At 47.4% G+C, this 23,482-nt stretch carries 26 protein-coding genes; 16 read left to right on the top strand and 10 right to left on the bottom strand.

Features of this window, described 5'->3' with window-relative positions; genetic code table 11:
* The first annotated feature begins 2 nt into the window (after positions 1-2).
* A complete protein-coding gene (locus tag EXT46_RS11660; protein ID WP_130147415.1) occupies positions 3-311 on the top strand; it encodes a TapY2 family type IVa secretion system protein in 309 nt (102 codons plus the stop codon).
* Positions 312-314: 3 nt separating this feature from the next.
* Here the strand turns inward: EXT46_RS11660 and EXT46_RS11655 are convergent, their stop codons facing one another.
* Together EXT46_RS11655 and EXT46_RS11650 are read right to left on the bottom strand one after the other, a co-directional pair.
* On the bottom strand, positions 315-854 hold the full coding sequence (locus tag EXT46_RS11655; protein WP_130147413.1) for a GspH/FimT family protein: 540 nt from the start codon (positions 852-854) through the stop codon (positions 315-317).
* A gap of 48 nt (positions 855-902) precedes the next feature.
* Positions 903-1,457: a GspH/FimT family pseudopilin gene (locus EXT46_RS11650; RefSeq protein ID WP_130147566.1), complete on the bottom strand. Its 555-nt coding sequence runs from the start codon at positions 1,455-1,457 to the stop codon at positions 903-905.
* 129 nt (positions 1,458-1,586) lie between these two features.
* Here EXT46_RS11650 and EXT46_RS11645 point away from each other — a divergent pair, with 129 nt between their 5' ends.
* A complete protein-coding gene (locus tag EXT46_RS11645; protein WP_022945250.1) occupies positions 1,587-1,925 on the top strand; it encodes a P-II family nitrogen regulator in 339 nt (112 codons plus the stop codon).
* 62 nt (positions 1,926-1,987) lie between these two features.
* Here the strand turns inward: EXT46_RS11645 and EXT46_RS11640 are convergent, their stop codons facing one another.
* Positions 1,988-2,746, bottom strand: a complete 759-nt coding sequence (locus tag EXT46_RS11640) for an outer membrane protein assembly factor BamD (protein WP_045978199.1) — start codon at positions 2,744-2,746, stop codon at positions 1,988-1,990.
* Positions 2,747-2,869: 123 nt separating this feature from the next.
* Between EXT46_RS11640 and rluD the strand changes: the two genes are divergently transcribed.
* The 6 genes from rluD (at position 2,870) to EXT46_RS11610 (ending at position 10,666) form a co-directional block, all read left to right on the top strand.
* Positions 2,870-3,847, top strand: a complete 978-nt coding sequence (gene rluD, locus EXT46_RS11635; RefSeq protein ID WP_130147411.1) for a 23S rRNA pseudouridine(1911/1915/1917) synthase RluD — start codon at positions 2,870-2,872, stop codon at positions 3,845-3,847.
* The gene (gene pgeF / locus EXT46_RS11630; protein ID WP_130147409.1) at positions 3,837-4,577 is read left to right on the top strand and encodes a peptidoglycan editing factor PgeF; all 741 of its coding nucleotides are present in this window, start codon (positions 3,837-3,839) and stop codon (positions 4,575-4,577) included. The genes rluD and pgeF overlap by 11 nt, the downstream gene beginning before the upstream one ends.
* A gap of 86 nt (positions 4,578-4,663) precedes the next feature.
* Positions 4,664-7,240 carry an ATP-dependent chaperone ClpB gene (gene clpB / locus EXT46_RS11625; protein WP_130147407.1) on the top strand — a complete coding sequence of 859 codons (2,577 nt, stop codon included), beginning with the start codon at positions 4,664-4,666 and terminating at the stop codon, positions 7,238-7,240.
* 116 nt (positions 7,241-7,356) lie between these two features.
* Complete coding sequence (locus tag EXT46_RS11620) at positions 7,357-8,298, top strand: NADP-dependent oxidoreductase (protein ID WP_130147405.1); 942 nt, start codon at positions 7,357-7,359, stop codon at positions 8,296-8,298.
* Between the two features lie 60 nt (positions 8,299-8,358).
* Positions 8,359-9,948: a glutamate--cysteine ligase gene (gshA, locus tag EXT46_RS11615; protein ID WP_130147403.1), complete on the top strand. Its 1,590-nt coding sequence runs from the start codon at positions 8,359-8,361 to the stop codon at positions 9,946-9,948.
* 109 nt (positions 9,949-10,057) lie between these two features.
* The gene (locus tag EXT46_RS11610; protein WP_022945765.1) at positions 10,058-10,666 is read left to right on the top strand and encodes a transglycosylase SLT domain-containing protein; all 609 of its coding nucleotides are present in this window, start codon (positions 10,058-10,060) and stop codon (positions 10,664-10,666) included.
* Here the strand turns inward: EXT46_RS11610 and EXT46_RS11605 are convergent.
* The 6 genes from EXT46_RS11605 to ccsA form a co-directional block, all read right to left on the bottom strand.
* On the bottom strand, positions 10,655-11,068 hold the full coding sequence (locus tag EXT46_RS11605) for a GFA family protein (RefSeq protein ID WP_130147401.1): 414 nt from the start codon (positions 11,066-11,068) through the stop codon (positions 10,655-10,657). The two genes, EXT46_RS11610 and EXT46_RS11605, sit on opposite strands and share 12 nt — an antisense overlap.
* 59 nt (positions 11,069-11,127) lie before the next feature.
* Positions 11,128-11,952 carry an alpha/beta hydrolase-fold protein gene (locus EXT46_RS11600; protein WP_240701127.1) on the bottom strand — a complete coding sequence of 275 codons (825 nt, stop codon included), beginning with the start codon at positions 11,950-11,952 and terminating at the stop codon, positions 11,128-11,130.
* A 25-nt stretch (positions 11,953-11,977) separates the two neighbouring features.
* The gene (locus EXT46_RS11595; RefSeq protein ID WP_130147399.1) at positions 11,978-13,015 is read right to left on the bottom strand and encodes an acyltransferase; all 1,038 of its coding nucleotides are present in this window, start codon (positions 13,013-13,015) and stop codon (positions 11,978-11,980) included.
* Positions 13,016-13,146: 131 nt separating this feature from the next.
* Complete coding sequence (locus EXT46_RS11590; protein ID WP_130147397.1) at positions 13,147-13,596, bottom strand: GyrI-like domain-containing protein; 450 nt, start codon at positions 13,594-13,596, stop codon at positions 13,147-13,149.
* Positions 13,597-13,882: 286 nt separating this feature from the next.
* Positions 13,883-15,166, bottom strand: coding sequence for an HlyC/CorC family transporter (locus EXT46_RS11585; protein ID WP_130147395.1), 1,284 nt, complete (start codon positions 15,164-15,166; stop codon positions 13,883-13,885).
* Positions 15,167-15,256: 90 nt separating this feature from the next.
* Positions 15,257-16,063, bottom strand: coding sequence for a cytochrome c biogenesis protein CcsA (gene ccsA / locus EXT46_RS11580; protein ID WP_022945759.1), 807 nt, complete (start codon positions 16,061-16,063; stop codon positions 15,257-15,259).
* A 167-nt stretch (positions 16,064-16,230) separates the two neighbouring features.
* On the opposite strand from ccsA, the gene ffh reads away from it, so the two are divergent.
* The 8 genes from ffh to tyrA all read left to right on the top strand — a co-directional run bounded on the left by ffh (position 16,231) and on the right by tyrA (position 22,237).
* The gene (gene ffh, locus EXT46_RS11575; protein WP_022945758.1) at positions 16,231-17,613 is read left to right on the top strand and encodes a signal recognition particle protein; all 1,383 of its coding nucleotides are present in this window, start codon (positions 16,231-16,233) and stop codon (positions 17,611-17,613) included.
* 114 nt (positions 17,614-17,727) lie between these two features.
* Entirely contained in the window at positions 17,728-18,252 is a 525-nt protein-coding gene (locus EXT46_RS11570) for a DUF3750 domain-containing protein (RefSeq protein WP_053910303.1), read from the top strand.
* A complete protein-coding gene (locus tag EXT46_RS11565; RefSeq protein ID WP_130147393.1) occupies positions 18,242-18,745 on the top strand; it encodes a GNAT family protein in 504 nt (167 codons plus the stop codon). Before EXT46_RS11570 ends, EXT46_RS11565 begins: the two co-directional genes overlap by 11 nt.
* A gap of 177 nt (positions 18,746-18,922) precedes the next feature.
* Positions 18,923-19,171, top strand: a complete 249-nt coding sequence (rpsP, locus tag EXT46_RS11560; RefSeq protein ID WP_022945755.1) for a 30S ribosomal protein S16 — start codon at positions 18,923-18,925, stop codon at positions 19,169-19,171.
* Between the two features lie 17 nt (positions 19,172-19,188).
* Positions 19,189-19,725, top strand: coding sequence for a ribosome maturation factor RimM (gene rimM, locus EXT46_RS11555; protein WP_022945754.1), 537 nt, complete (start codon positions 19,189-19,191; stop codon positions 19,723-19,725).
* A complete protein-coding gene (gene trmD / locus EXT46_RS11550) occupies positions 19,725-20,477 on the top strand; it encodes a tRNA (guanosine(37)-N1)-methyltransferase TrmD (RefSeq protein ID WP_130147391.1) in 753 nt (250 codons plus the stop codon). Before rimM ends, trmD begins: the two co-directional genes overlap by 1 nt.
* A gap of 44 nt (positions 20,478-20,521) precedes the next feature.
* The gene (gene rplS, locus EXT46_RS11545; protein WP_022945752.1) at positions 20,522-20,881 is read left to right on the top strand and encodes a 50S ribosomal protein L19; all 360 of its coding nucleotides are present in this window, start codon (positions 20,522-20,524) and stop codon (positions 20,879-20,881) included.
* Positions 20,882-21,097: 216 nt separating this feature from the next.
* Positions 21,098-22,237 carry a bifunctional chorismate mutase/prephenate dehydrogenase gene (gene tyrA, locus EXT46_RS11540; RefSeq protein ID WP_130147389.1) on the top strand — a complete coding sequence of 380 codons (1,140 nt, stop codon included), beginning with the start codon at positions 21,098-21,100 and terminating at the stop codon, positions 22,235-22,237.
* Between the two features lie 69 nt (positions 22,238-22,306).
* Here the strand turns inward: tyrA and EXT46_RS11535 are convergent, their stop codons facing one another.
* On the bottom strand, positions 22,307-23,464 hold the full coding sequence (locus tag EXT46_RS11535) for a chorismate mutase (RefSeq protein ID WP_130147387.1): 1,158 nt from the start codon (positions 23,462-23,464) through the stop codon (positions 22,307-22,309).
* Between the last annotated feature and the right edge of the window lie 18 nt (positions 23,465-23,482).

Raw genomic sequence — 23,482 nt, 5'->3', positions numbered from 1 at the left:
AAATGTTCAGATATATGTTTTTGGCCTTAGTCGTAATAGCTGCGGCTCAGGCCAGTGCGAAAGTAGAGCTTAGGTTACTTAATGAATATAAGTGTTACGTATCGCTTGAAACCGGTGTAAACCAGGTTATTGATGTGCAAGTGAAGCAAAAAAGCCGACACCAAGCGGAGCTTGCTGCGTATCAAAGGGGATACGCAGCACCACAACAGCAGCAAGCGACGAGAGTTGAACAAGTCATTCAGTGTGTTGAATTCAAACAACAGTTTGGCTCAGCTGAGGCTCGCGCGCTAGATGCTAAAAAGCTGCGCTAGCTTTTAGCACTTATCACTGTCTTGCTTTATCCGCAATCGACCAGTCTGACTAACGGTAATACGATAGGCGGGCTGGTTTAATTTATCTTCCACTGAGCAGTACACAAAGCTACCAGATTGAAAGCCACCTAGAGCCCCTGTAGGTTTAAAAGTAACAGCTCGCCTTGGGTAGTCGATGGTATCGTTGCCAATCGGAACAGTGAGAATATTCAAGATCGGCTCATCGCCGCCGCGCTGTTTATCGTTATTACTATCAACAAACACCATTATATTATTTTGCCAATTCGGTACGCAGCGCTCAGCAATTGCAGGGCATACGCTGACGTAATGGTTGTTGAATATAGCGTACGATCTTGCCGCAAACAGGTGCGTGTAGAGTTGTTCAATATAATCTGAGCGACGGTTTTGATACGCCCAATCTTGGGCATTAAATAAAGTGACGGCTGCAAACATCGCGGCAATACCTATAGTAACAAGCAGCTCAATCAAGGTTGTGCCTACATTTGATATATGTGAGCACATGGGGGTTGCAAGCGCGTTCATCCTTGACGCCTCAATAATCCTTTATTGGTCTTGTAAATAGTAGAACAGTTAGCCCGATGTGCAAGCTTGCTCGGTCTTACCTAAGTCTCGTACCGTTCCCGAGGCCATTACTGAGACTGCCACGTTATGTTCGTTGTCATCGGTGGGACAAAATATAAAGGAACCGTTTTGTCCTGCGGTCAGCTGGCCGCGTTGGTCAAACCGCAAGCTTCGTGCATTGCCACTGTGTACAAGCTGACTGTTGGCGACCAAATTGTTGATAGAGCGATGTAGGATGTCCGCGTTGGCCTCGAATGTGCCGTTGTTATTTATGTCTGAGAAAATGACGATGGTGCCATTTTGCCAGCTATTGAGGCAATTTCCTGAGCTACCAGGATTGGTCATCGCACACACAATCACAGGGTCGCCCGTGGTCATCGCTTTGGCTCGGGCGAACTTAACGTTACGTTTGAGCTCGGTACTAAAATTGCTCGCTTTTTCCTGTGCTGACATTTGTGTGCTATCAAATAATGTGATAGCCAGTAATATGCCTGCAATTGCAATGGTCACCATGAGTTCTATAAGAGTGAAGCCCTTAGATGTTGAGGTGTTACAGGTTTTCATAACTTCATCCTGATGTGGGTATTATATTAATTTTAACACTATTAACGCATTAGTCACCCCTTGGGCGTTTGCTTCAACACTCACAATTGACTAAAATCGGCGCATCTGTCATCGCGAATATAAAAAGTCATGAAAAAAATAGAAGCCATCATCAAGCCATTTAAGTTAGACGACGTCCGTGAAGCCCTTTCAGAAGTTGGTATCACCGGTATGACGGTCTGTGAGGTTAAGGGATTTGGTCGCCAAAAAGGCCATACTGAGCTTTATCGCGGTGCCGAGTACATGGTCGACTTTTTACCAAAAGTGAAGCTCGATATCGTGCTAGCCGATGAAGATGTCGAGCGTGCTATCGAAGTTATAGTGAAAACCGCACAAACCGGCAAAATAGGCGATGGTAAAATTTTCGTGACGGAAGTCGAGCGAGTGGTACGTATCCGTACGCAAGAGGAAGACGAAGAAGCGATTTAATAACTTATAAATATAAAAAAACCGATGCCTTCACAGCATCGGTTTTTTTATGTGTGCGTTACTTAGCGTTCGCGTTTATTTGCCTCAAGGGTTTGTTGTGCATGTTCAGCCATATCTGGTAAGCCAAGTTTTTCGTAGCTTTTCACCATCATTTCTAACGCAGGCTCAAGGTAACTGCTTTGCGAGAAATGCTCAACAACGTACTTACCGCGATTTGCTGCGGCCAGGTAAGCTTCACGCTCGTAATAATACTGTGCCACTTTCAATTCGTTGCGAGCCATGCGGTTGAGTAGCCAAGCAAGACGACGCTTTGCCTCAGGTGCATATTTGCTGTCAGGGTAGTTGTTGACTAGAGTTGATAAGTCTTTATAGGCCACTCGAGTGCGTTTTGCGTCTCTATCGGCTCGATCTACACCAAAGTATTCTTGGAAGGCATTCTTATCGGCCTTAATATTGACCAAGCCACGCATGTAGTACATGTAGTCTAAGTCTTTGTGGTTCGGGTTTAAGCGAATAAAGCGGTCAATAGTGGCCAAAGCTTGCTCTGTATTGCCAGTTTGGTAATGCGCATAGACTAAGTCCATTTGCACTTGTTTAGAGAAAGGGCCAAACGGATAGCGAGAATCAATGGCGGTAAGTAGCTCGATTGCCCGGGCATATAAGCCTGAATCTAAGGTTTCGCGTGCATCTTCATACAAAGCTTGTGCGGATTTGTTGGGTACGCGCTCAATTTCTTGTTGTTCTGGCGCGGATGAACATGCGCTAAGTAAGGAGGCCGTAAATACGACTGCAAGTGCCCGTTTACTTATTTTATTTATCATTAATTAGGTACCTTCGTTGTCTTCGGCTAGGCCAAGTAGGTAAAACCGAGTAAACTATGCGAATTATGCGATTCTAACCCAGTCGAGCAGAGCTTGCACTGGTAAATTAGGTAAAACTTGCTTATGGCAGAACAAATTTCCCTCAGTGCAGAGGTCCCCGTGGAACTAGGCGGTAAACGTCTAGACCAAATTTTGGCGCAATTGTTCCCGGACTATTCGCGCTCACGAATAAAAACCTGGATTCTCGATGACATGGTGCAGGTTGATGGCCTCACCTTCAACACCCCCAAAGAAAAGCTTTTGGGCGGTGAACACGTAGAGATCAACGCGCAAATTGAGGCGCCGCGAGAATATGAAGCACAAGATATTGCTTTAGATATCGTCTACGAAGATGATGATATTTTGGTGATCAATAAACCTGCGGGCTTAGTGGTTCATCCTGGTGCCGGCAACCCCGATGGCACGGTGTTAAATGCGTTATTGCATCATTGTCCAGAGATTGAAAATATCCCTCGTGCGGGTATCGTCCATCGTCTTGATAAAGACACCACAGGGTTGATGGTGGTTGCGAAAACCTTGCCAGCACAAACGCATTTGGTTGCGGCATTGCAAAAACGTGAAAATTTCACCCGTGAGTATGAAGCTATCTGTTATGGCACCATGACCGCCGGCGGTATGGTCGATGCGCCCATCGGTCGTCACGGCACTAAGCGTACGCATATGGCCGTTAATGAATTTGGTAAACCTGCGGTGACGCACTACCGAGTTGCTGAAAAGTTCCGTGCTCATACGCGCTTACGGCTGCGTCTAGAGTCTGGTCGTACCCACCAAATCCGTGTGCATATGGCGCATATCAGTCACCCACTTGTTGGTGACCCGTTTTACGGCGGACGCCCACGTCCTCCTAAGCATGCCAGTGAAGAGTTTATGGCGACCTTACGAGGCTTCAAACGCCAGGCTTTGCATGCCATTAAGTTGCAGTTAGCACACCCGATCACCGGTGAGCAAATGCGTTGGCAGGCCCCAGTCCCTGAGGACATGGTGGCACTGACCGAAGCGCTGCGCCAAGACACCGAAGCTAACGGCTACGATGACCTCTAAAACACCATTTTATACCCCAACCTGGGGCGCTGATGAGTCCCTGGTAGGGGTGCTGCAAAGCACCCGTCAAGGCGGGCATAGTCAGGGCGTGTATCGCGGTCTTAATGTGGGGCTGCATGTAGGCGACGAAGAATCGCTAGTGCTCGCCAATCGCGCTGTGCTCAATAGCCAACTGCCGCGTCCTGCCTGTTATGTAAACCAAGTACATGGCACCCATATTCATTGTGTTACTCAGTACAGTGAACAGCTTAGAATCGAAGCGGATGGCCTGTTCACACGCATGCCAAAGCAGCCTTTGGCTATTATGACTGCTGATTGCTTGCCGCTTTTATTAGCCAGCCAAGATGGCGCTGAAGTGGCCGCTTTGCATTGTGGTTGGCGCTCCCTCGTCGGAGGCATCATCGAGCGGGCGTTACCTTTATTTAACACCCCCGCAAAAGATATTCATGCTTGGCTTGGGCCTGCTATTGGCCCCTCAGCCTTTGCGGTCGGGAATGAGGTTAAAAGCCAATTTTGCGCTCACAGCGGCGACTATCAGCAGGGCTTTAAAGCACATGGCAACAAGTTTCTCGCCAACTTGCCACTATTAGCCGAGCTTGCGCTTAATCGGGCTGGTGTGAGTAATGTCACCCAAGCTCATGCCTGCACTTATACCCTTGCCGATACCTACTTTTCTTATCGACGCGATGGCCAAACCGGTCGTATGGCCAGTGTGATCTGGCGCAAATAATCACCAAAAATTTAACCGTATAACTTGATCAAACGCGCGCTAGCACCCATTAAATAGGTAATTAAAGTTTTAGTGGAAACAAACAGATGCGTTTAGATAGATTTACCAGTAAATTTCAGCAAGCGCTCTCCGATGCTCAATCATTAGCACTCGGTCGCGATCATCAATTTATTGAACCCGTACACCTAATGTACGCACTATTGCAGCAAACAGGCTCGAGTGTGCGTGCTCTTTTTGCGCAAGCAGGCGTCAGCGCTGATGAGCTCAACACCAAGCTTTCTCAAGAAATTGAGAAGTTGTTTAAAGTGGAGGGCGTCGGTGGCGACGTGCAATTGTCCAATAACATGGTGTCATTGCTGAACTTATGCGACAAATATGCGCAAAAGCGTAAAGACAAATATATTTCCAGCGAGCTGTTCGTACTGGCTGCCTGTGAAGATAAAGGGCCTTTAGGAGAGATTTTTAAAGCTCTAAATATCACCACAGGTAAGGTGGAAAAAGCCATAGACGCACTGCGCGGCGGGCAAAAAGTGGATGACCCCAACGCTGAAGACACTCGTCAGGCGCTTGAGAAATTCACCATCGATCTCACCGAGCGGGCTGAGCAAGGCAAGCTTGATCCCGTTATTGGTCGTGACGAGGAAATCCGTCGCACCGTGCAAGTGTTACAACGGCGCACTAAAAACAACCCTGTGTTAATTGGTGAACCGGGCGTTGGTAAAACGGCGATAGTTGAGGGCCTAGCGCAGCGTATCGTAAACGGTGAGGTTCCTGAAGGTCTTAAGAATAAGCGCGTGCTATCGCTCGATTTGGGCGCCTTAGTGGCCGGAGCTAAATACCGTGGCGAATTTGAGGAGCGTCTTAAATCAGTCTTGAATGAGCTGGCTAAAGAAGAGGGGCAAATTATCCTCTTTATCGATGAAATTCATACCATGGTCGGCGCCGGCAAGACCGATGGTGCCATGGATGCCGGCAATATGCTTAAACCGGCGCTAGCCCGAGGTGAATTGCACTGTGTTGGGGCGACGACGTTAGACGAGTACCGTCAATATATAGAAAAAGATGCGGCTTTAGAGCGCCGTTTTCAAAAGGTATTGGTAAATGAGCCGAGTGTTGAAGACACCATTGCCATTTTGCGTGGGTTAAAAGAGCGCTATGAGCTGCACCATTCTGTGGAAATCACCGATCCGGCGATCGTTGCAGCGGCGAATTTATCGCACCGTTATATTAGCGACCGGCAATTGCCCGATAAAGCCATCGACTTAATAGACGAGGCGGGCTCTTCCATTCGTTTACAAATTGACTCTAAGCCAGAGCAGTTGGACCGCCTTGAGCGGCGCATCATTCAGTTGAAACTTGAAGACAATGCCTTAGCTAAAGAAAAGGACGAGGCCAGCCAAAAGCGCCGTGAGGAAATGCAGGAGCTGATCCAAGAGCTGGAAAGTGAATATGCTGAGTTGGACGAAGTATGGAACGCGGAAAAGGCCTCGCTGCAAGGCACTCAAGTGATTAAAGCGGAGCTGGAGCAAGCGCGTTTGGACTTAGAGGTGGCACGTCGAGCTAGTGATCTACAGCGAATGTCGGAACTTCAGTACGGCCGAATTCCCGAGCTGGAGCGCAAATTAGACCTTGCCTCGCAAGTTGAAATGCAAGATATGAATTTGCTGCGTAATAAAGTGGGTGAAGACGAAATTGCCGAGATCCTCTCACGCTGGACTGGTATTCCAGTGGCGAAAATGCTTCAGGGCGAGCGTGAGAAGCTGCTACAGATGGAAGACGAGCTGCACCAGCGCGTTATCGGCCAAGACGAAGCGGTCACCGCTGTTGCCAATGCCATCCGTCGCTCTCGCGCAGGATTAGCTGATCCCAATCGACCCATAGGCTCATTCTTATTCTTGGGCCCTACAGGGGTGGGTAAAACCGAGCTTACCAAAGCATTGGCGCAACTGATGTTTGACACCGAAGATGCCATGGTTCGTATCGATATGTCAGAGTTTATGGAGAAACATTCAGTGGCGCGTTTGGTCGGTGCGCCTCCGGGCTATGTTGGTTATGAAGAGGGCGGCTACCTCACCGAGGCTGTGCGCCGTCGTCCTTACTCGGTGGTACTGCTTGACGAAGTGGAGAAGGCGCACCCAGACGTATTCAATATCTTGCTACAGGTATTGGATGATGGTCGTCTCACTGACGGGCAAGGGCGCACCGTGGACTTTAAAAACACGGTGATCATTATGACTTCTAACTTGGGCTCGGATGTGATCCAAGAGCAAGCTGGGAATAATGATTACGCCACATTGAAAGACAAAGTGATGATGGTGCTGGCGCAGCAATTTAGGCCAGAGTTTATAAACCGTATTGATGAAACCGTGGTATTCCACCCACTAGCCGGAGAGCACATCAAGCAGATTGCTGATATTCAGTTGGCGAAGTTGCACGAGCGGCTCACTGAAAAAGGCTACCTGTTGGAAATCACCGATGCGGCATTAGCTAAGCTGGCCGAGGGCGGGTTCGATCCGGTCTATGGTGCTCGACCTTTAAAACGGGCTATCCAGCAGGCCATTGAAAACCCACTGGCGCAGAAGCTGTTGGCGGGTGAGTTGGCTGATGGCAACTTGATTTCCATCGATGCTGACGAGCAAGGCTTTTTATTTAGCTGTAAATAAAGGTCAGTTATAACTCATACGAAAGGCGGCAATAATTTGTCGCCTTTTTTATTGTGTCCATGCAGTGGTAATGTCAATATAGGTTTAGGAGCAATCATTCAACAATAGTGTTAGCTATGGAACACGGATACCAAGCTATGGTCATTCATGCTTTTGGTGAGCCAGGGGTGCTAAAACCAGTGACCCTATCGCGGCCAAAGCCCGGTGAGCATGAGTTACTTATCAAGGTGCTGAGCACCGCTATTAACCCCATTGATGTAAAAACCCGCGCCGGTATCGGCTTTGCGGCAGAGCAAAACAAACATCACCTGCCTATGAGCTTAGGCTATGATCTGTTTGGCGAGGTGGTCGCCTGTGGTGAGGCGGTAAAAACGCTTAAAAAGGGTGATAAGGTAATGGGTATGGTTGGCTTTGCCACCCAGCCAGGGACCTATGCACAGTATTGTTTGGCCCGTGAAAACGAACTCATTAAAGTCGATGCGGTGAATGAAGATGTGGTGCTATCCGGTCTGTGTTTGGCAGGGTTAACGGCCTTCCAAGCGCTCTCGGCGCTCGCCTGTCCAAAAAGTCAGCCCATTTACATTAATGGTGCTAATGGCACAGTCGGCTCGTTAGCTGCACAAATTGCCGCGCGAATGGGGTACCAAGTTGTTGCTATTAGCCGCAGTGAGCTGCCAAAAAGTGTCGCTTCTTGCGCTCAGCAAATGAGTTATGACCAGTTTGTGGCTGAGCAACGTAAGGGTTATTTGCTCGATGTTGTGGGCCTGGAGGTCGGGAAGCGTTGTTTACAAGGATTAAGTGCACACAGTCGTGTAGTCACTATCCCGACATTGTCACAAAAAGAGATTATTGCTGCGGCCAATGAGCAAGGAGTGACTGCATGCGCCGTGCTGGTGGTTAAAAACAATGCCCAGCTCAAACGTATTTATCAGTGGTATCGCCAAGGTCACTTAGCGCTGGATCACTGCACTATGCCGCTCTCGGCGGCGGGCATGGCGCATCAGCGCTTAGAGCAAAATAGCAGCAAAGAGAAAGTTATTTTACTGCCTTGGACTTGAGTATTTGGCAGCGCACCCCATAACAACAGAATTAAGCCGCTTGGCTAGAGGTAGTATTTTTTGACTTGTACACAATTAAATCAGCGTCTTAGCGAATTGTCGTCCGCTGAAAATCAAGCCGCAATTGTCGGCATTGTTCGGGGTATTGAGCGCGAGGCGCTGCGTACCAATCGCAGCGGCGGGTTATCGACAAAGCCCCACCCAGTGGCGATTGGTTGTGCCTTAACCAACTCGATGATCACCACCGATTTTTCTGAAGCTTTACTTGAATTCATTACCCCAGTAAGCACCGATCCTGAGGAAACATTGGCTCAGTTGCGTGACCTACAAAAGTTCACTCTTGCGCAACTCGAAGATGAATTATTGTGGCCAGTGAGTATGCCGTGTTATATCCAAAGCCAAGATGAAATCCCGTTGGCGCAATTCGGCTCATCCAATGTCGGTCGTATGAAAACGCTATACCGAGAGGGGTTAAAAAACCGCTACGGCAGTATGATGCAGGCCATAGCCGGGGTGCATTTCAATATCTCTTATCCGCAAACGTTTTGGCAAACCTTGCAGGGTTTAGCTGGGCAAAGTGGTGACTTACAGTCTTTTATTTCCGACAATTACTTAGGGTTAATTCGTAACTTTAAACGCGAATTGTGGTTAATTAGCTATTTATTTGGTGCTTCACCGGCATTGTGCGGCTCCTTTTTAGAAGGGCAAGAAACCTCACTACCGTTTAAAAAGCTTGGTAAAGGTAGCCTATACCTCGAGCATGGTACCGCCCTGCGGTTAGGTGATTTGGGTTACACTAATAGCGCCCAATCGAGCTTGCGGGTAATGTATAACTCATTGGAGGAATATGTTGCCGGCTTAAAGAGCGCGATCAACTCACCTTCTGAGTTGTACCAGCATCTTGATGATTACCATGCACCAAAACCGCAGCAATTAAATAAAAATATTCTGCAAATTGAAAACGAGTTTTACTCGCCTATCCGCCCGAAACGCAATGCTCGCTCTGGCGAGAAGCCAACGCAGGCGTTATTGCGCGGCGGCATTGAATACATCGAAATTCGCGCCTTGGATGTGAACCCCTTTGCGGATACCGGCATCGATTTAACGCAAATTCGTTTCTTGGATGTGTTTTTGACCTACTGCTTATTAAAGGCATCGCCGCACATGGATTGGCAGGAGCAAGGCCAGACACAAGAGAACCTCGATCGGGTGGTCAATCAAGGCCGCGATCCGCAATTGCAGTTGCAACGCGGTGACGAGTCTGTCTCTTTGCAGCAATGGGCTGAGGATATTTTTACCGACCTTGCGAAAGTTGCTGAGTATATGGACCAAGCGCATGGCAGCGATGTTTATCAGCATACCATTGCTGAGCTACAGAGCTGGGTGAGCGATCCTAGTAAGACCATATCAGGGCGCTACCTACAACAACTGCTCAGTGATGATGTTGACAATGGTCAGTTTGCCTTGCAATTGGCACAACGTTACAGCGACGCTCATAGTCAGTGGCAGTACCAATGCTTTGACGACGCACATTTAGCTGAGCAAGCTGAGCTGTCAGTTAAGGCACAACAGCAGGTGGAGCAGGAAGACACTGTGAGCTTTGAAGCCTTTTTAGATGAATACTTTGCGGTGGAAAAGGTAGAGGCATAAAAAAAGCGCGGCTAAGGTAGCCGCGCAAATTATTCTACAGGGATGAAACAATGCTAAACTGCTGCATTCATAAGTTCAGACTCAGGCTTGCGGATTAAGTTCAAAATAAATGAAAAAAAATTTATCGCTTATTTTTACCCTGTTTATACTTGCTGGATGTGCGACCGCGCCACCTAAGCAACCCGATGATATCTGCAAGATTTTTGAAGAGAAAGAAGATTGGTATTTTGATGCCAAGGACGCACAAGAGCGCTGGGGCTCACCTAAACATGTGTTAATGGCGATGATGTATCAAGAGAGCTCCTTTCGTCATGATGCTGCCCCGCCCATGGAATATTTCTTATGGATCATCCCCACAGGTCGTGCCAGTGACGCCTATGGTTACTCACAGGCAAAGACCATGACCTGGGAAGATTACACACGTGAAACCGATAACGGCGGCGCTGATCGTGACGATTTTGACGATGCAATCGATTTTATGGCGTGGTTTGTGTGGAAAACACATCAGATTAACGGCATTTCGAAGTGGGATGCGTATGCTCAATACCTTAACTATCACGAAGGGTGGGGCGGTTATAAACGCGGCACCTATCGCAGTAAGGCTTGGTTAATGCGCGCCGCGAATAAAGTGAAACGTCGTGCCAGTCGCTACGCGGTTCAGCTTAAGCGCTGCGAAGAGGAGTTAGATAAGAACTGGTTTGAGCGCTTATTCTTCTGATTGCTGCAACTTAGGAGCACCACTGAAGCGCTGGATATCTTCAAAGCCCTTCTCCCAGCGCGCTTTATCGGCGTAAAAAATATGTGCTGTGACATTGATATTAGGGTCATCGTCGAGCGAGCCTGCAGGAACAACGAGTAAGTCTCCTTGTTGTTGATACATGGGTAATGCCGAGCCACACCGACTACAAAAGCTTTTGCAGTGAGCGCTGTGTGGGGTTTGGTAATGTCTTACCAACGGCTCACCTGATAACCAAGTTAGTGTAGCCGAGTTTGAGAACAAGTTTGCTCCGTGCGCCGACCCACTGTTTTTGCGGCAGTGACTGCAGTGACATAAATAGAAATGACTGAACTCACCTTTTATTTCGAAGCGTACCTGTGCGCATAAGCAGCTGCCTTGCATAAGCCTTCTCCTTTGTTTTCATTACTACAAGTTTAGCCAGTGCTACTGTCGTTGCTCATTTATTGCTGCGCATAAATCCAGTCCAATCCTTGGATCAAGGTGCTCGGAAACGCTGTCGCGTGTTTAGCCCCTTCAATAATGCGAAACTTAATCGTCGTATTTTTTCCGCATTCAGCGGTCATTTTCTCTATTAGTTTTTGCGCCCCAGCCACCATATGCTGCTTTTCTCCATACTTTGGCTGTTCCAAGCTGCCCACTGATACATAGACCTTGGTTGGTAAACGAGGTTTTATCACAGATGAGTGTAAAATAACGTTATTGGCAAACCATACCGATGGGCTACCGATTATATAACTGCTGAACATATCAGGGTAATTGAACAGGATATAGGCGCCAAACAACCCCCCTAATGAGTGTCCCACAAAGGTGCGTTGTGAGGGGAGGGTTCGGTAGTTCTGCTCAATATAGGCGAAGACGCTCTCGCGGATAAACTTAGCATGACCATCAGCATGGCCAGTTTGAAACTTCCAATTTGTGGCTTGCACCGGAGTGTAGTCTCTTATTCGACTAGATGGGCCTTTTGAGCCTCGTGAATAGGATATCCCCACAATGATAGCCTCTTTCATTGTGCCGCTGTTCATCGGAAAGCGTGTAGCACCTGAAGCAATCTGAAAGCTATACCAGGCATCCATCAGATAAATAACGGGATACTTCTTATCTTTGTTTATCGCATAGGAGTGAGGCAGCTTTATAAATACAGGGTATACCCGTTTGCTCGCAGGCTCTGTTAATTCGATAACTGCACTTCTTGGTATTTCAAAGGGCTCGTTTGCGAGCCCTGTAGCGCATGTAACGATAAGAATAAAATACAGTAAATAACTCAAGGTCGTCTCCATAATAGACAATAGTTTAACTGGCGCGCATAGGCGCATCCTGTGCTTTGGACGCTGTGAGGTGACGAATACGCTTGGCGATAGGTTGCTCGAAGTATCGGTATGACAAGTAGGCCACCATTATGCTTAGTGCTAAGGCGACAATGAGTTTGAGCTCAACAGTTAACGCTAACTTATTTACCTGCATAATAATGGGCATATGCAGCAGGTATAGCGAATAGGAGGTTTTGCCGATGAAATCACCAAGGCGATTGGCGAGTACAATATTGTTATCAGGGACAAGAAATACGACGCAAAAGAATACCGTGCTCATAACTAGTAACACTTCGTAGCTTAGCCACATTCGTCTTTCATCGCCGCTGGTTAGCGGAGTGAATTGTGGATACATAAGCGGTATTAACAGAAGAACCATTACAAAGCGGTGCTTTCGCATGTAGTTAGGCACTTTTAGGGTGGGGTACAGTAAGCCCAAAATCACACCCACAAAAAAGAAAGGTAAGGTACGCAATATGCTAAAGAGGTTATAGGGTATTCCATAAATATCGCCATAAATCCTCGGAAAGTTGGTAAAAAACAGCACAATCATTACCGCCACAATAGCGAGATAAATATAGCCTGTTCTGTTTTTAGCCAGCATCCAAAAAGCAATAAAAACCACATAAAAGTGTATTTCAGGTGGAATAGTCCAAAGCACGCTCTCGCCGTGAATAAATAGCAAGTGGCCGAGTAAGGCGTTGACATCAGGTATGTTATATAGGCTGTCATTCCCGTTCTTAGCGAGTATGAACGAGGTAAACACCACAGCTAGGTACAAGGGCAGCACTCTTGCTGCTCGGGCCAATAAATAGCGCGTGAGGTTAGTGCGATTGAACTCTTTACCTAAATAAAGGTATGCCATCAAAAAGCCGCTTAGTAAAAAGAATAGCATCACCCCATAGGCACCGGAGCCACCTCCTAGTGCGCCGTCAAGCCAGAGGGTTATATCACTGAAATGTGTAAAGAAAACAATAAGTGCAGCGAACCCTCGCAAGGCATTCAGCTTTCTAATTTCCAACCTAGACTCCTAATCTGAGCATTATTTTTTATTATAATTCGCCGTAGGGCGTGAAGAGTTAGCGCTGCAGTTGAAATTATTAACTAACATTATTGCAGCCAGTTATTGCTAGGCTTACCGGCTGTTTATGCTCATTTTAATGCAATATAAATATCTACTTCAGTATCATTTTTATAGTACTCAAAATCTGTTGTATAGGCTCTTTGATAGGGGCAATTAGGTGAATTGAAATAGTGCCAAACTTCGCGCCAAAGTTTTATAACTGCTTGTGGCATTTCACCATCTGATGAAAAAATGAGGTACTTACCTGAACGAACTTCGGCATGTATCAATTCTGATATCATGTTTGGTGATAATGTGTCCGAGCACGCGATCACATCAAAAGCCCCAGTAAAATCAGAGTCATAGTTTGTGTATAAACCAAATATTCTTGATTGACCGGTTAGGTGTGGAGCTGCACTTGTGTTGAACTTAGCCCAAAGGTTGCTAATCTTTGCTCGAGTAGGGGTGGCTTCGTTTTCATTCGTCGTGCGAGCCAAAAAACCTGTCACTGCAAAGCCATCTAATTCATGTATCTTCATATCGCTTCCTTGCTATTTAACTATGTACTGCCTGTATACCTGGCCTAGTGCATATTATTTATCCATAAAGTCATGAAGTTAGCAAAGGCAAAGGATAATGTCTAAGTATATGTTGGGCGCTGAAAGCGAGCATGACTCCTTAAGGGGCATTTCTCGGCGACCACAAACACAGTCAGATTAAAAACCGATTTGGTTTGTGGGTCTTTTTATCGCTTTGCGGACTTTTAGGTTGGTTGAACATGGACAGAGGCTGCTACCAGGAAAGGTAGCAGCCCTAAAAGGACGGCTAGTCTTTAGACTTCTTGCGGCGCTGCTGTGGGAGCACACGTACCAGCTTAATCATGTTTTCTTTTACTTCCATGACCTCAATCGGGTAGCCCTCAATTTTAAGCCCTAAATTGGCGTCGGGAATATCTTCTAAATATTCGACAATCAGGCCGCTGAGAGTTTTTGGCCCATCTTGGGGAAGGTGCCAACCCATTTCTTTATTGAGATCACGAATATTAGCACCACCATCAACTAGCACTGAGCCATCGTCCTGCTCACTGACTTCCTCGCTTGGTGGTCGGGTTTGTGTGGTGGTGAAGTCGCCAACCACTTCTTCGAGAATATCCTCAAGTGTGACTAGACCTTGAATATCACCATATTCGTCAACAACCAAGCCAATACGCTCTTTAACCTGCTGAAACTTGTGTAACTGGGTATTCAAAGAGGTGCCTTCGGGAATAAAGTAAATCTCCCTTACTGCGCGAAGCAGCGACGACTTATTAAACTGCTCTTTGGTGAGTAGACGAAGTGCGTCTCGAGCATGAATAAAGCCCACGGCATCATCGATTTGGTCACGATATAAAAGCACCCGGGTGTGCTGCAAATTGGTAAGCTGCTTACTGATCGCCTTCCAGTCATCATTAACATCAATGGCGTTAATTTCATTACGCGGGATCATAATGTCCTCCACGGTGACCTGCTCAAGGTCTAAAATCGACGTCAGCATGCTTTTGTGCTTGGCTGGCAACATGGCCCCGGCTTCACTTACCACGGTTTTCAGCTCTTCTTTAGAAAGGCTGTGCTCTTCCATTTGCTCTGGGCTAAAGCCGAGCAGACGCAACAAACCGTTAGTGATCCAGTTTAGAGCAATCACAAAAGGCAAAGTTAAGCGCAGCAAATTTTTAAGAATCAGCGAGCTTGGAAAGGCGATTTTCTCTGGGTACAGGGCGGCAATGGTTTTCGGAGTCACCTCTGCAAAAACCAATAAAATAAAGGTCAACCCAAAAGTGGCCACCGCTAAGCCGACAACATCGCCAAACAGGCGAATACCAATAATCGTGGCCACTGAAGAGGCCGCAATATTAACAAGGTTATTGCCAATAAGGATCAAGCCGATAAGGCGATCAGGGCGCTTGAGTAGGCTGCTGACTCGCGTGGCTCCGGCGTGTTTTTGTTTTTCTAGGTGGCGTAGTCGAAATTTATTTATCGACAACATCCCAGTTTCGGAGCTAGAGAAGTATGCGGAGAGTACGATCAGTATTGCTAGAATGATAAACAACGTACTCGTCGATATGTCGTCCAAAGAAGGATCCTTCTATTAAAAATCAAGGTATATTAAGCGGCACTCGCCGCGCGTAGTCAAGTGAACTTGCCCTGAAGATAAAGTAATTGCTTAAAAACGCTGCAATATTACTTCTTGGACAAAGCGACTGCCAAAATAGGCAAGAGTGAGTAGGCCGGCACCGACCATAATGGTGATCACAGAGGATTTGCCGCGCCAACCTCGCAGCTTGCGGCCAATAACAACGGCTAAAAATACCCCCCAGGCGATAATGGAAAGCACCGTTTTATGCGCGTTTTCAATAGCCAGCATGGAATCTAGGAATACAAACCCAGAGAGCAGGGCGAGGCTCAACAAAGCTGTGCCAACAAACACTAATTGGTAAAGTTGCCGTTCGACCACCATCAGCGGTGGCAGGTGGCTGTATACAATGGCTAGGTCTTTGCGTTTAAGGCGTTTGTCGATGAAATAAAACTGCACCGCATACAAGGTAGCAATCACCAGCACGCAATAAGCCAGCAGTGAAATAGAGATATGTGTCACTAACCCAATTTCCAGGCGAATACTTTGCACGATGATATCGTGCGGCATAAATAGGCTAGCGAATAATAAAATAGTGGCAAACCCATACACGACAGGTAGCAATAAGGTGGCAGGAAAGCGCAGTGACACAGCGGTCACTGATAATACGATAACCCAGCAGGTCAGCAGCGATACATTAATAAAAGATAGGTCTTGGCCTTGGGTGGTGAATACCGCATTTACGAGCAACACCATGTGCGTCAAAATCGCAAGCGTACTGAGGATCACCGTAGTTTTTTGCGATGGGCCTTTGGCATCAAACAAGCGAGACAATACGTGCGCGGTAGCAGCACCGTAAAAAGCACAACTCAACAGTGTCAAAATTGTAATCAGCATGATGACCTTTTTTGCTCGTAGTTATTATTCCATCAAGAAGCCATTGTATTTAAAGCGAACACGCTTGCCTAGATCTAATTGCCTTTGCTTTGCACTTGGTGCTGGGATTTGCCCCCCGCTTTCAGTTATAATCGGCGAAAATGTAAGTAGCAACGGAATCGTTAGCGATGTTTGAAAATCTGCAGGAACGATTAGGGAAGACCCTAAAAACCATCAGTGGCCGTGGCCGCCTCACTGAAGACAATATTAAAGAGACGCTGCGTGAAGTGCGTATGGCTTTGCTTGAAGCTGACGTCGCTTTGCCCGTTGTTCGTGATTTCGTCAAGCAAGTCAAAGAGCGTGCCGTTGGCACAGAGGTGACTAAAAGCCTGACTCCTGGCCAAGTGTTTGTCAAAATAGTCCGTGAAGAGCTTGAAAAAGCCATGGGCGAGGCTAACGAAGAACTTAACCTCAATGCCCAGCCGCCGGCAGTCATTATGATGGCTGGCTTACAAGGGGCGGGTAAAACCACCAGTGTTGGCAAGTTGGCGAAGTTTCTAAAAGAGCGCAAGAAAAAGTCGGTATTGGTGGTGAGTGCCGATATTTATCGACCAGCGGCAATTAAACAGCTTGAAACTCTAGCATCTGAAGTAGATGTCGAGTTTTTTCCCAGCGATACCTCGCAAGACCCAGTTGATATCGCCAATGGCGCCATTGCTCACGCCAAGAAAAAGTTTATTGATGTGGTGTTAGTGGATACCGCCGGTCGTCTTCACGTTGATGAAGACATGATGAGCGAGATTAAAGCACTGCACAGCGCTATTAACCCAATTGAAACGCTGTTCGTGGTTGATTCCATGACCGGTCAGGATGCGGCGAATACCGCGAAAGCTTTTGATGAAGCACTGCCACTTAGTGGCGTGATCTTAACCAAGACCGATGGTGATGCCCGTGGTGGTGCCGCGCTATCGATTCGCCATATTACCGGTAAACCCATTAAGTTTATCGGTGTTGGTGAGCGTAGCGATGCTCTAGAGCCGTTCCACCCCGATCGTGTCGCGTCGCGTATTCTCGGTATGGGCGACGTTTTGTCTCTTATCGAAGAAGTGGAAATGAAGGTCGATAAAGACAAAGCTGCAAAAGTAGCGGACAAGGTCTTTAAAGGCAGCGGCTTTACATTAGAGGACTTTGCTGACCAACTGCGACAAATGAAAAACATGGGTGGCATGATGTCCATGCTTGATAAGTTGCCAGGCATGAGTAACTTACCTGAAGGAGTAAAAGGGCAAGTTAACGACAAAACATTTGTGCAAATGGAAGCCATTATCAACTCCATGACACCGAAAGAGCGCGCGCGTCCGGAAATTATTAAAGGCTCACGCAAAAAGCGTATTGCTGCGGGCTCTGGCACACAAGTACAAGACATCAACAAGCTGCTGAAGCAATTTACACAGATGCAGAAAATGATGAAAAAGATGAAAGGCAAAGGCGGCATGATGAAAATGATGCGCGGCATGAAAGGGATGATGCCACCAGGAATGATGGGTGGTCCCGGCGGCCCTAAGTTCTGAGCCAATGCGTTATATAAAAAAAGCGTGACAACCGTCGCGCTTTTTTTTTGCGTTGCAAAGCGCGTTGAGCGGTGAAATAGTAGGTTCTATATCAATGTAACAAGCGAGGTTGATATGAGAGCGCTCATTATTACCATGCTCTTTTGGGTATTGGTTGGCTGTACAAGCACGGATTGGCGTACTGCCAGTCGTGAAAGTGCGGGTATTGCGCAGCCGGTGAGTGAGCCGGGGGCGGTGATTGAGTTTTATGCTGCTGATGCATTCAGCTGGCGTGGTTGGTTTGCCGTGCATACTTGGCTTGCAATAAAAGAGCAGGGGGCACAGCAGTATACAGTGTATGAAGTGGTTGGCTGGGGCGTGGACCAAGGTCGACCGGCTTTGCGCAGCTATAAAACATCCACACCTGATCGTTACTGGTACGGTGCTAAGCCTGATAAATTTCATGTGGTTAGCGGCGCCAAAGCAGCGGAGCTTATCCCTAAAATCCAAGCTGCTGCGAAGCAGTATCCATGGGAAAACGAATACACGCTCTTTCCAGGGCCGAACAGCAATACCTTTCCCGCATGGATAGGCAGGCAAGTTCCCGAACTTGAACTGGCGATGCCTTTTAGTGCTATTGGCAGTGGTTATGGCGATTAGCTTACGTCGTTTTGTCCAAGGCGATGAGCACGCGTTAGTGTCTTTGCTCAATAATGCCCAGGTACAACGTTTCTTATCGCCCAAAATCCCTTATCCTTACACTGAGGCGGATGCCAGTTGGTGGGTTCGAGAGGGCGCTCAAAGCGAGCACATTTACGCCATTGAGCACGATAATGAGTTGATTGGCTGTATCAGCGCCACAGTGGGGCAGTTCGAGTATGCTAAATCAGCTGAGGTAGGTTATTGGCTGGGTCAGCCTTATTGGCACCAAGGCTTTGCGAGTGAAGCGCTGCAACAGCTATTAAACAAGCTCGCTCATGGAACTGATTTACTGCGCCTGCATGCAGTCGTATTTGCGGGGAATAAAGCTTCTCAGGCGCTGTTAGCGCGCTGTGGCTTTGTCCTCGAAGGACAGCTAAGGCAAGCAATAGTGAAGCAGGGCCAGCGTTTTGATGGCCTTATTTATGGGTTATTACTTGACGACATACGCTGAACAAACCGGCCCTTAGCGGCAGCTCAAAAGCCAAGATCATCATTTAACCCACACAAACCACGTATTTAATGCAGTTCTTACTTGCATTGTGGCAAAAAATTCGTACAATTCCCGAGCTTCCCTGTATGGGGAAGTTTCACTTATTAATGAAAACAGTCAATCTATTTAGAGGACGGTATGGTAACTATTCGTTTGCAACGTGGTGGCGCTAAGAAGCGTCCTTTCTATCAAATTGTGGTTGCGGATAGCCGTTTCTCGCGTGACGGTCGTTTCATCGAGAAAGTAGGTTTCTTTAACCCTATTGCTGCTGGTCAGGAAGAAAAACTTCGTCTAGACCTTGCCCGTGTTGATCACTGGGTAGGCCAAGGCGCGGCTCTTTCAGATCGCGTAGCAAAGCTAGTTAAAGACGCTCGTAAAGCGGCTTAATAGGCGTAAGTGTAACCATGAGTCAACAAGAGCAAGCCTCAACAATCGTCGTTGGCAAACTCGGAGCCCCGTATGGGATCAAGGGTTGGCTTAAGGTACATTCATTTACTGATGATCCCCAAGGGATCTTCGATTTCAGCCCATGGTTGATAGGGCAACAAGGTAAATGGCAAACCTTTGAAGTGAGTGACTGGCGTCGCCACAACAAAGGCTTTATCGCCAAGTTTGCGCAAATTAATGACCGTGACCAAGCAATGGCAATGACCAATGCGGAAATCTCGGTTGAAGTGGCGCAATTACCAGAGCTTCCCGAAGGGGAGTTTTATTGGCGAGATCTCATCGGCATGGCCGTGGTAACCACAAAAGGTTATGACTTAGGTCAAGTTGATGACTTGATGGAGACAGGCTCGAATGATGTGCTGGTTGTGAAAGCAAACAGTAAAGATGCATTCGGCAAAGGCGAGCGTTTAATCCCATTTTTGACCGATTCGGTCATTATCAATGTGGACCATGACGAGCGTCAGATTACTGTGGACTGGGACCCAGGCTTTTAATGGCACAAACACCGTTTTGGATGGGGGTAATAAGCCTCTTTCCAGAGATGTTTTCGGCAATTACTGATCAGGGCGTAACAGGCCGCGCAGTGAAACGTGGTTTAATCGACTTTCACTGCTGGAACCCGCGCGATTATGCAACGGATAAGCATCGTACCGTGGACGACCGCCCTTATGGTGGAGGTCCAGGCATGTTGATGATGGTTGAACCATTGAAGCAGGCCATACTCGATGCGAAAGCTGCGGCAGGCGAGGGTGCTAAGGTAATTTACATGTCCCCACAAGGGCGAAAACTAGATCAGCAAGGCGCACAAGAGCTCGCTCAGTGCGATAAACTGATTTTAGTAGCTGGTCGTTATGAAGGTATAGATGAACGGCTCATCGAATCCTATATCGATGAAGAATGGTCGATTGGGGATTTTATCCTCAGCGGCGGTGAACTACCGGCCATGACATTAATTGACGCTGTTGCGCGATTAGTGCCAGGGGTGTTAGGTCATAACCAATCGGCTGAGCAAGATTCATTTTCGGATGGCTTGCTCGATTGTCCGCACTATACCCGGCCAGAGATATTGGATGGCAAAGCGGTTCCACCGATTTTACTCAGTGGTAACCACCAAGCAATCGCAAAATGGCGGCAAAAGCAGTCATTAGGGAGAACTTGGCAAAGACGTCCAGACTTGTTGCAAAACCTAGCTCTGACTGAGGAGCAAGCACAGTTACTTGCTGAATATCAGCAAGAAAACTCATAGCTTGTGGCTAGAAGACAGTTACACCTAGGAAAGTGAGAAATAAAATGGCAAAAGTAAACCAAAATATTATTAAAGAGCTTGAAGCTGAACAGCTTAAGCAAGACGTACCAAGCTTTGGCGCTGGTGACACAGTTGTTGTACAGGTACGTGTAAAAGAGGGTAACAAAGAGCGTCTACAGGCCTTTGAAGGTGTTGTAATCGCTAAGCGTAACCGTGGCCTACACTCTGCATTCACCGTGCGTAAAATTTCAAGCGGTGAAGGCGTTGAGCGTGTATTCCAAACGCACAGCCCACTTGTAGATAGCATCACAGTTAAGCGTCGCGGTGCAGTACGTCGCGCGAAACTTTACTACTTGCGTGAGCGTTCTGGTAAGTCTGCACGTATTAAAGAAAAACTTAATTAATACGCGCGTTTTACTAAGACGTGATAAAGCGGGCCAGCTAGCAATAGCTGGCCCGCTTTGGTTTTTACAGGCAGCGCCTTATGCTCCCTCTTGCCGCAGGTGACTCCTCGCATATTATTCAACACCTTGATACCTCTTGCCCCTTTTCCTGACTTACTAATATTGCTACTATCAATGTATTAATTAGTTTACCAAGTGTAATTTTAAGTTTACATTATGACCTCAGAGCAGCAGCTAGCCCAACTTCGCAATCAAATCGATGCCTGTGATACCGAACTCGTTCGCCTCCTTGCCAAGCGCAATCAAATCACCGAGCAGGTAGGCAAAATAAAGCAACAAAGCGGCGCTCCTTTGCATGCCCCCGAACGCGAGGCGGCGTTGATCGCGGCTCGGCGTAAAGAGGCTGAAGAAGCGGCGGTCAACCCTGACTTGGTCGAAGATATTTTGCGGCGCATGATGCGAGAGGCCTATCAAAACCAACAAAGCGAGTTGGCTTGTGTTTGTAAGTCGCTCAATCCGGTGGCGATTGTCGGTGGCCGTGGAGCGATGGGGCAACTATTTGCTAAGCAGCTAACCCGCAGTGGTGTTGAGGTGCGTATTATTGACCGCCAAGAGCAGCAAAGTGGCGAAGCTGCAAAGTTACTCAAAGGCGCTAAATGTGTGCTTATTAGTGTACCTATCAACGCCGTGGAGGAGGTTGTCGCCAACCTTCCTGCTTTGGACGACGATGCCTTGCTAGTTGATATCACGTCCGTGAAAGAAAAGCCCTTAGCGGCGCTGACCAACAAACACAGCGGTCCGGTATTGGGCTTGCACCCGATGTTTGGACCAGATATCAGCCATTGGGTTAAACAAACTGTGGTGGTGTGCAAAGACGTAGAGAGTGCAGCGGGTGAGGCGTTGTTGGCTCAGCTTAAAGTGTGGGGGTGTCAACTTGTCACTATGAGCGCACGCAAACACGACGAAGCCATGCAAATAATCCAGGTTATGCGCCACTTAACCACCTTCGTATATGGCCAGTTTCTAGCTAAACAAGAACATAGCTTAGCAGAAATTCGCGATTGCTCGTCCCCTATCTATCAGCTGGAATTAATGATGGTGGGCCGTTTGTTTGCACAAAGCCCGGAGCTGTATAGCGACATTATGCTTGCGCAGTTTGAGCGCGTAGAGCCGCTCTTGGAGGCGTATAAAAATACCTATGAACATACTTTAAGCATGCTGCGTGATAAAGACAAAGAAGCGTTAATGACTGCATTCTCTGATGCAAAAGTGTTCTTTAGTGATGCCAGCGATCAGTTCTTAAGCCAAAGCCGAGCTTTGTTAAATAAAGCCAATGATGCCAAGGTGTTAGGTTAGTATTTGCTTTATCAAAGATGTGTTCCCTGAGTAGAAAGGCATTGCTGGCGCCTTTCTACACAGACAGGATTACATTTTTGGCGTAACCGCTTTAAGCGACTCACTTTGGTAGCAGCCTAAAACGCGGATAAACTCAGTGAAGGGTTTAAGCTCTTCTAAGGCTTGATTGACATTAGGGTCGTCGATGTTCGCTTCTAAGTCGACATAAAACACCTCTTCCCAAGGGTTGCCTGGCACTGGGCGAGACTCTAGTTTCACTAAGTTAATTTCACGCTGCTTGAAAATCATCAGAGCATCAGCTAGAGCGCCCACTTGCTGCGAGGTTGACATAATTAGCGATGTTTTTGTGGGAATTTGCATTGATACCTGAAGCGGTTTGCGTGCTACCACAATGAAGCGGCTGTGGTTTTCACTTTGATTAGCAATCGCCGTTTGCAGCACCTCTAACCCTAAATGTTTGCCGGCTTGCGCTGAGCCAATTGCCGCGCTGTGCTCGCATTCAAGCGCTGCTTTCATTGCACTGGTGGTGGAGTCGCAATGCTCGAGCTGCACCTGATTTAGCCCTTGAATAAACCGGCTACACTGAGCGAATGGCTGAGGGTGGCCAAAGAGCTTATTGATATCGCCCAGCTCGGTCCCTGGTTTGGCTAATACACAGTGCTCAACGCTGTGGGTTACTTCACCGACAATCGACACTTGGGCATGTTGTAAGAGATCAAACACCTCATTAATACTGCCAGAGCTGGTATTTTCAATAGGCAGTACGCCAAAGTCTGCTTGCCCTTTTTCCACTGCGCCGGTGATTTCATCAAATTGTGAACAGCCAAGTTCCACGAGCTTGCCTGGGCGGCGGCTGAAATACTTATGTACGGCCAGTTGCGAGTACGAGCCTTGCCCCCCTAAATAAGTGACTCGGTTGGTCGTCCCTAAGGCTTCAGGGTTGAGGTTTTGTTGCAACATGGCCTGTTGGTGCAACACCGAGTCCTCTAAAATACGCTGGAACACGTTGTTGATATAATAAGCGTCTAACCCTAAAGATTTGCCATAACTTATCAAGTTCTCCAGCAGTGCTTGTTCCCGGGCTTCATCACGTATGGGTTTATTGTTGTTAATTTTATATTCCACAACGGAGTGTGCGATACGACGGCGTTTAGCCAGCAAAATCAAAAGCTCGGAGTCTATTTCGTTAATATCCCGGCGCAATGCATGCAGTGTTTCGTTAGTCATTATTAGGTTTCCTCATTC

The sequence above is a fragment of the Pseudoalteromonas sp. CO325X genome (assembly GCF_004208955.1).
Taxonomy (GTDB): Bacteria; Pseudomonadota; Gammaproteobacteria; order Enterobacterales; family Alteromonadaceae; genus Pseudoalteromonas; species Pseudoalteromonas ruthenica.
This window is presented reverse-complemented; position numbering and strand designations above follow the sequence as displayed.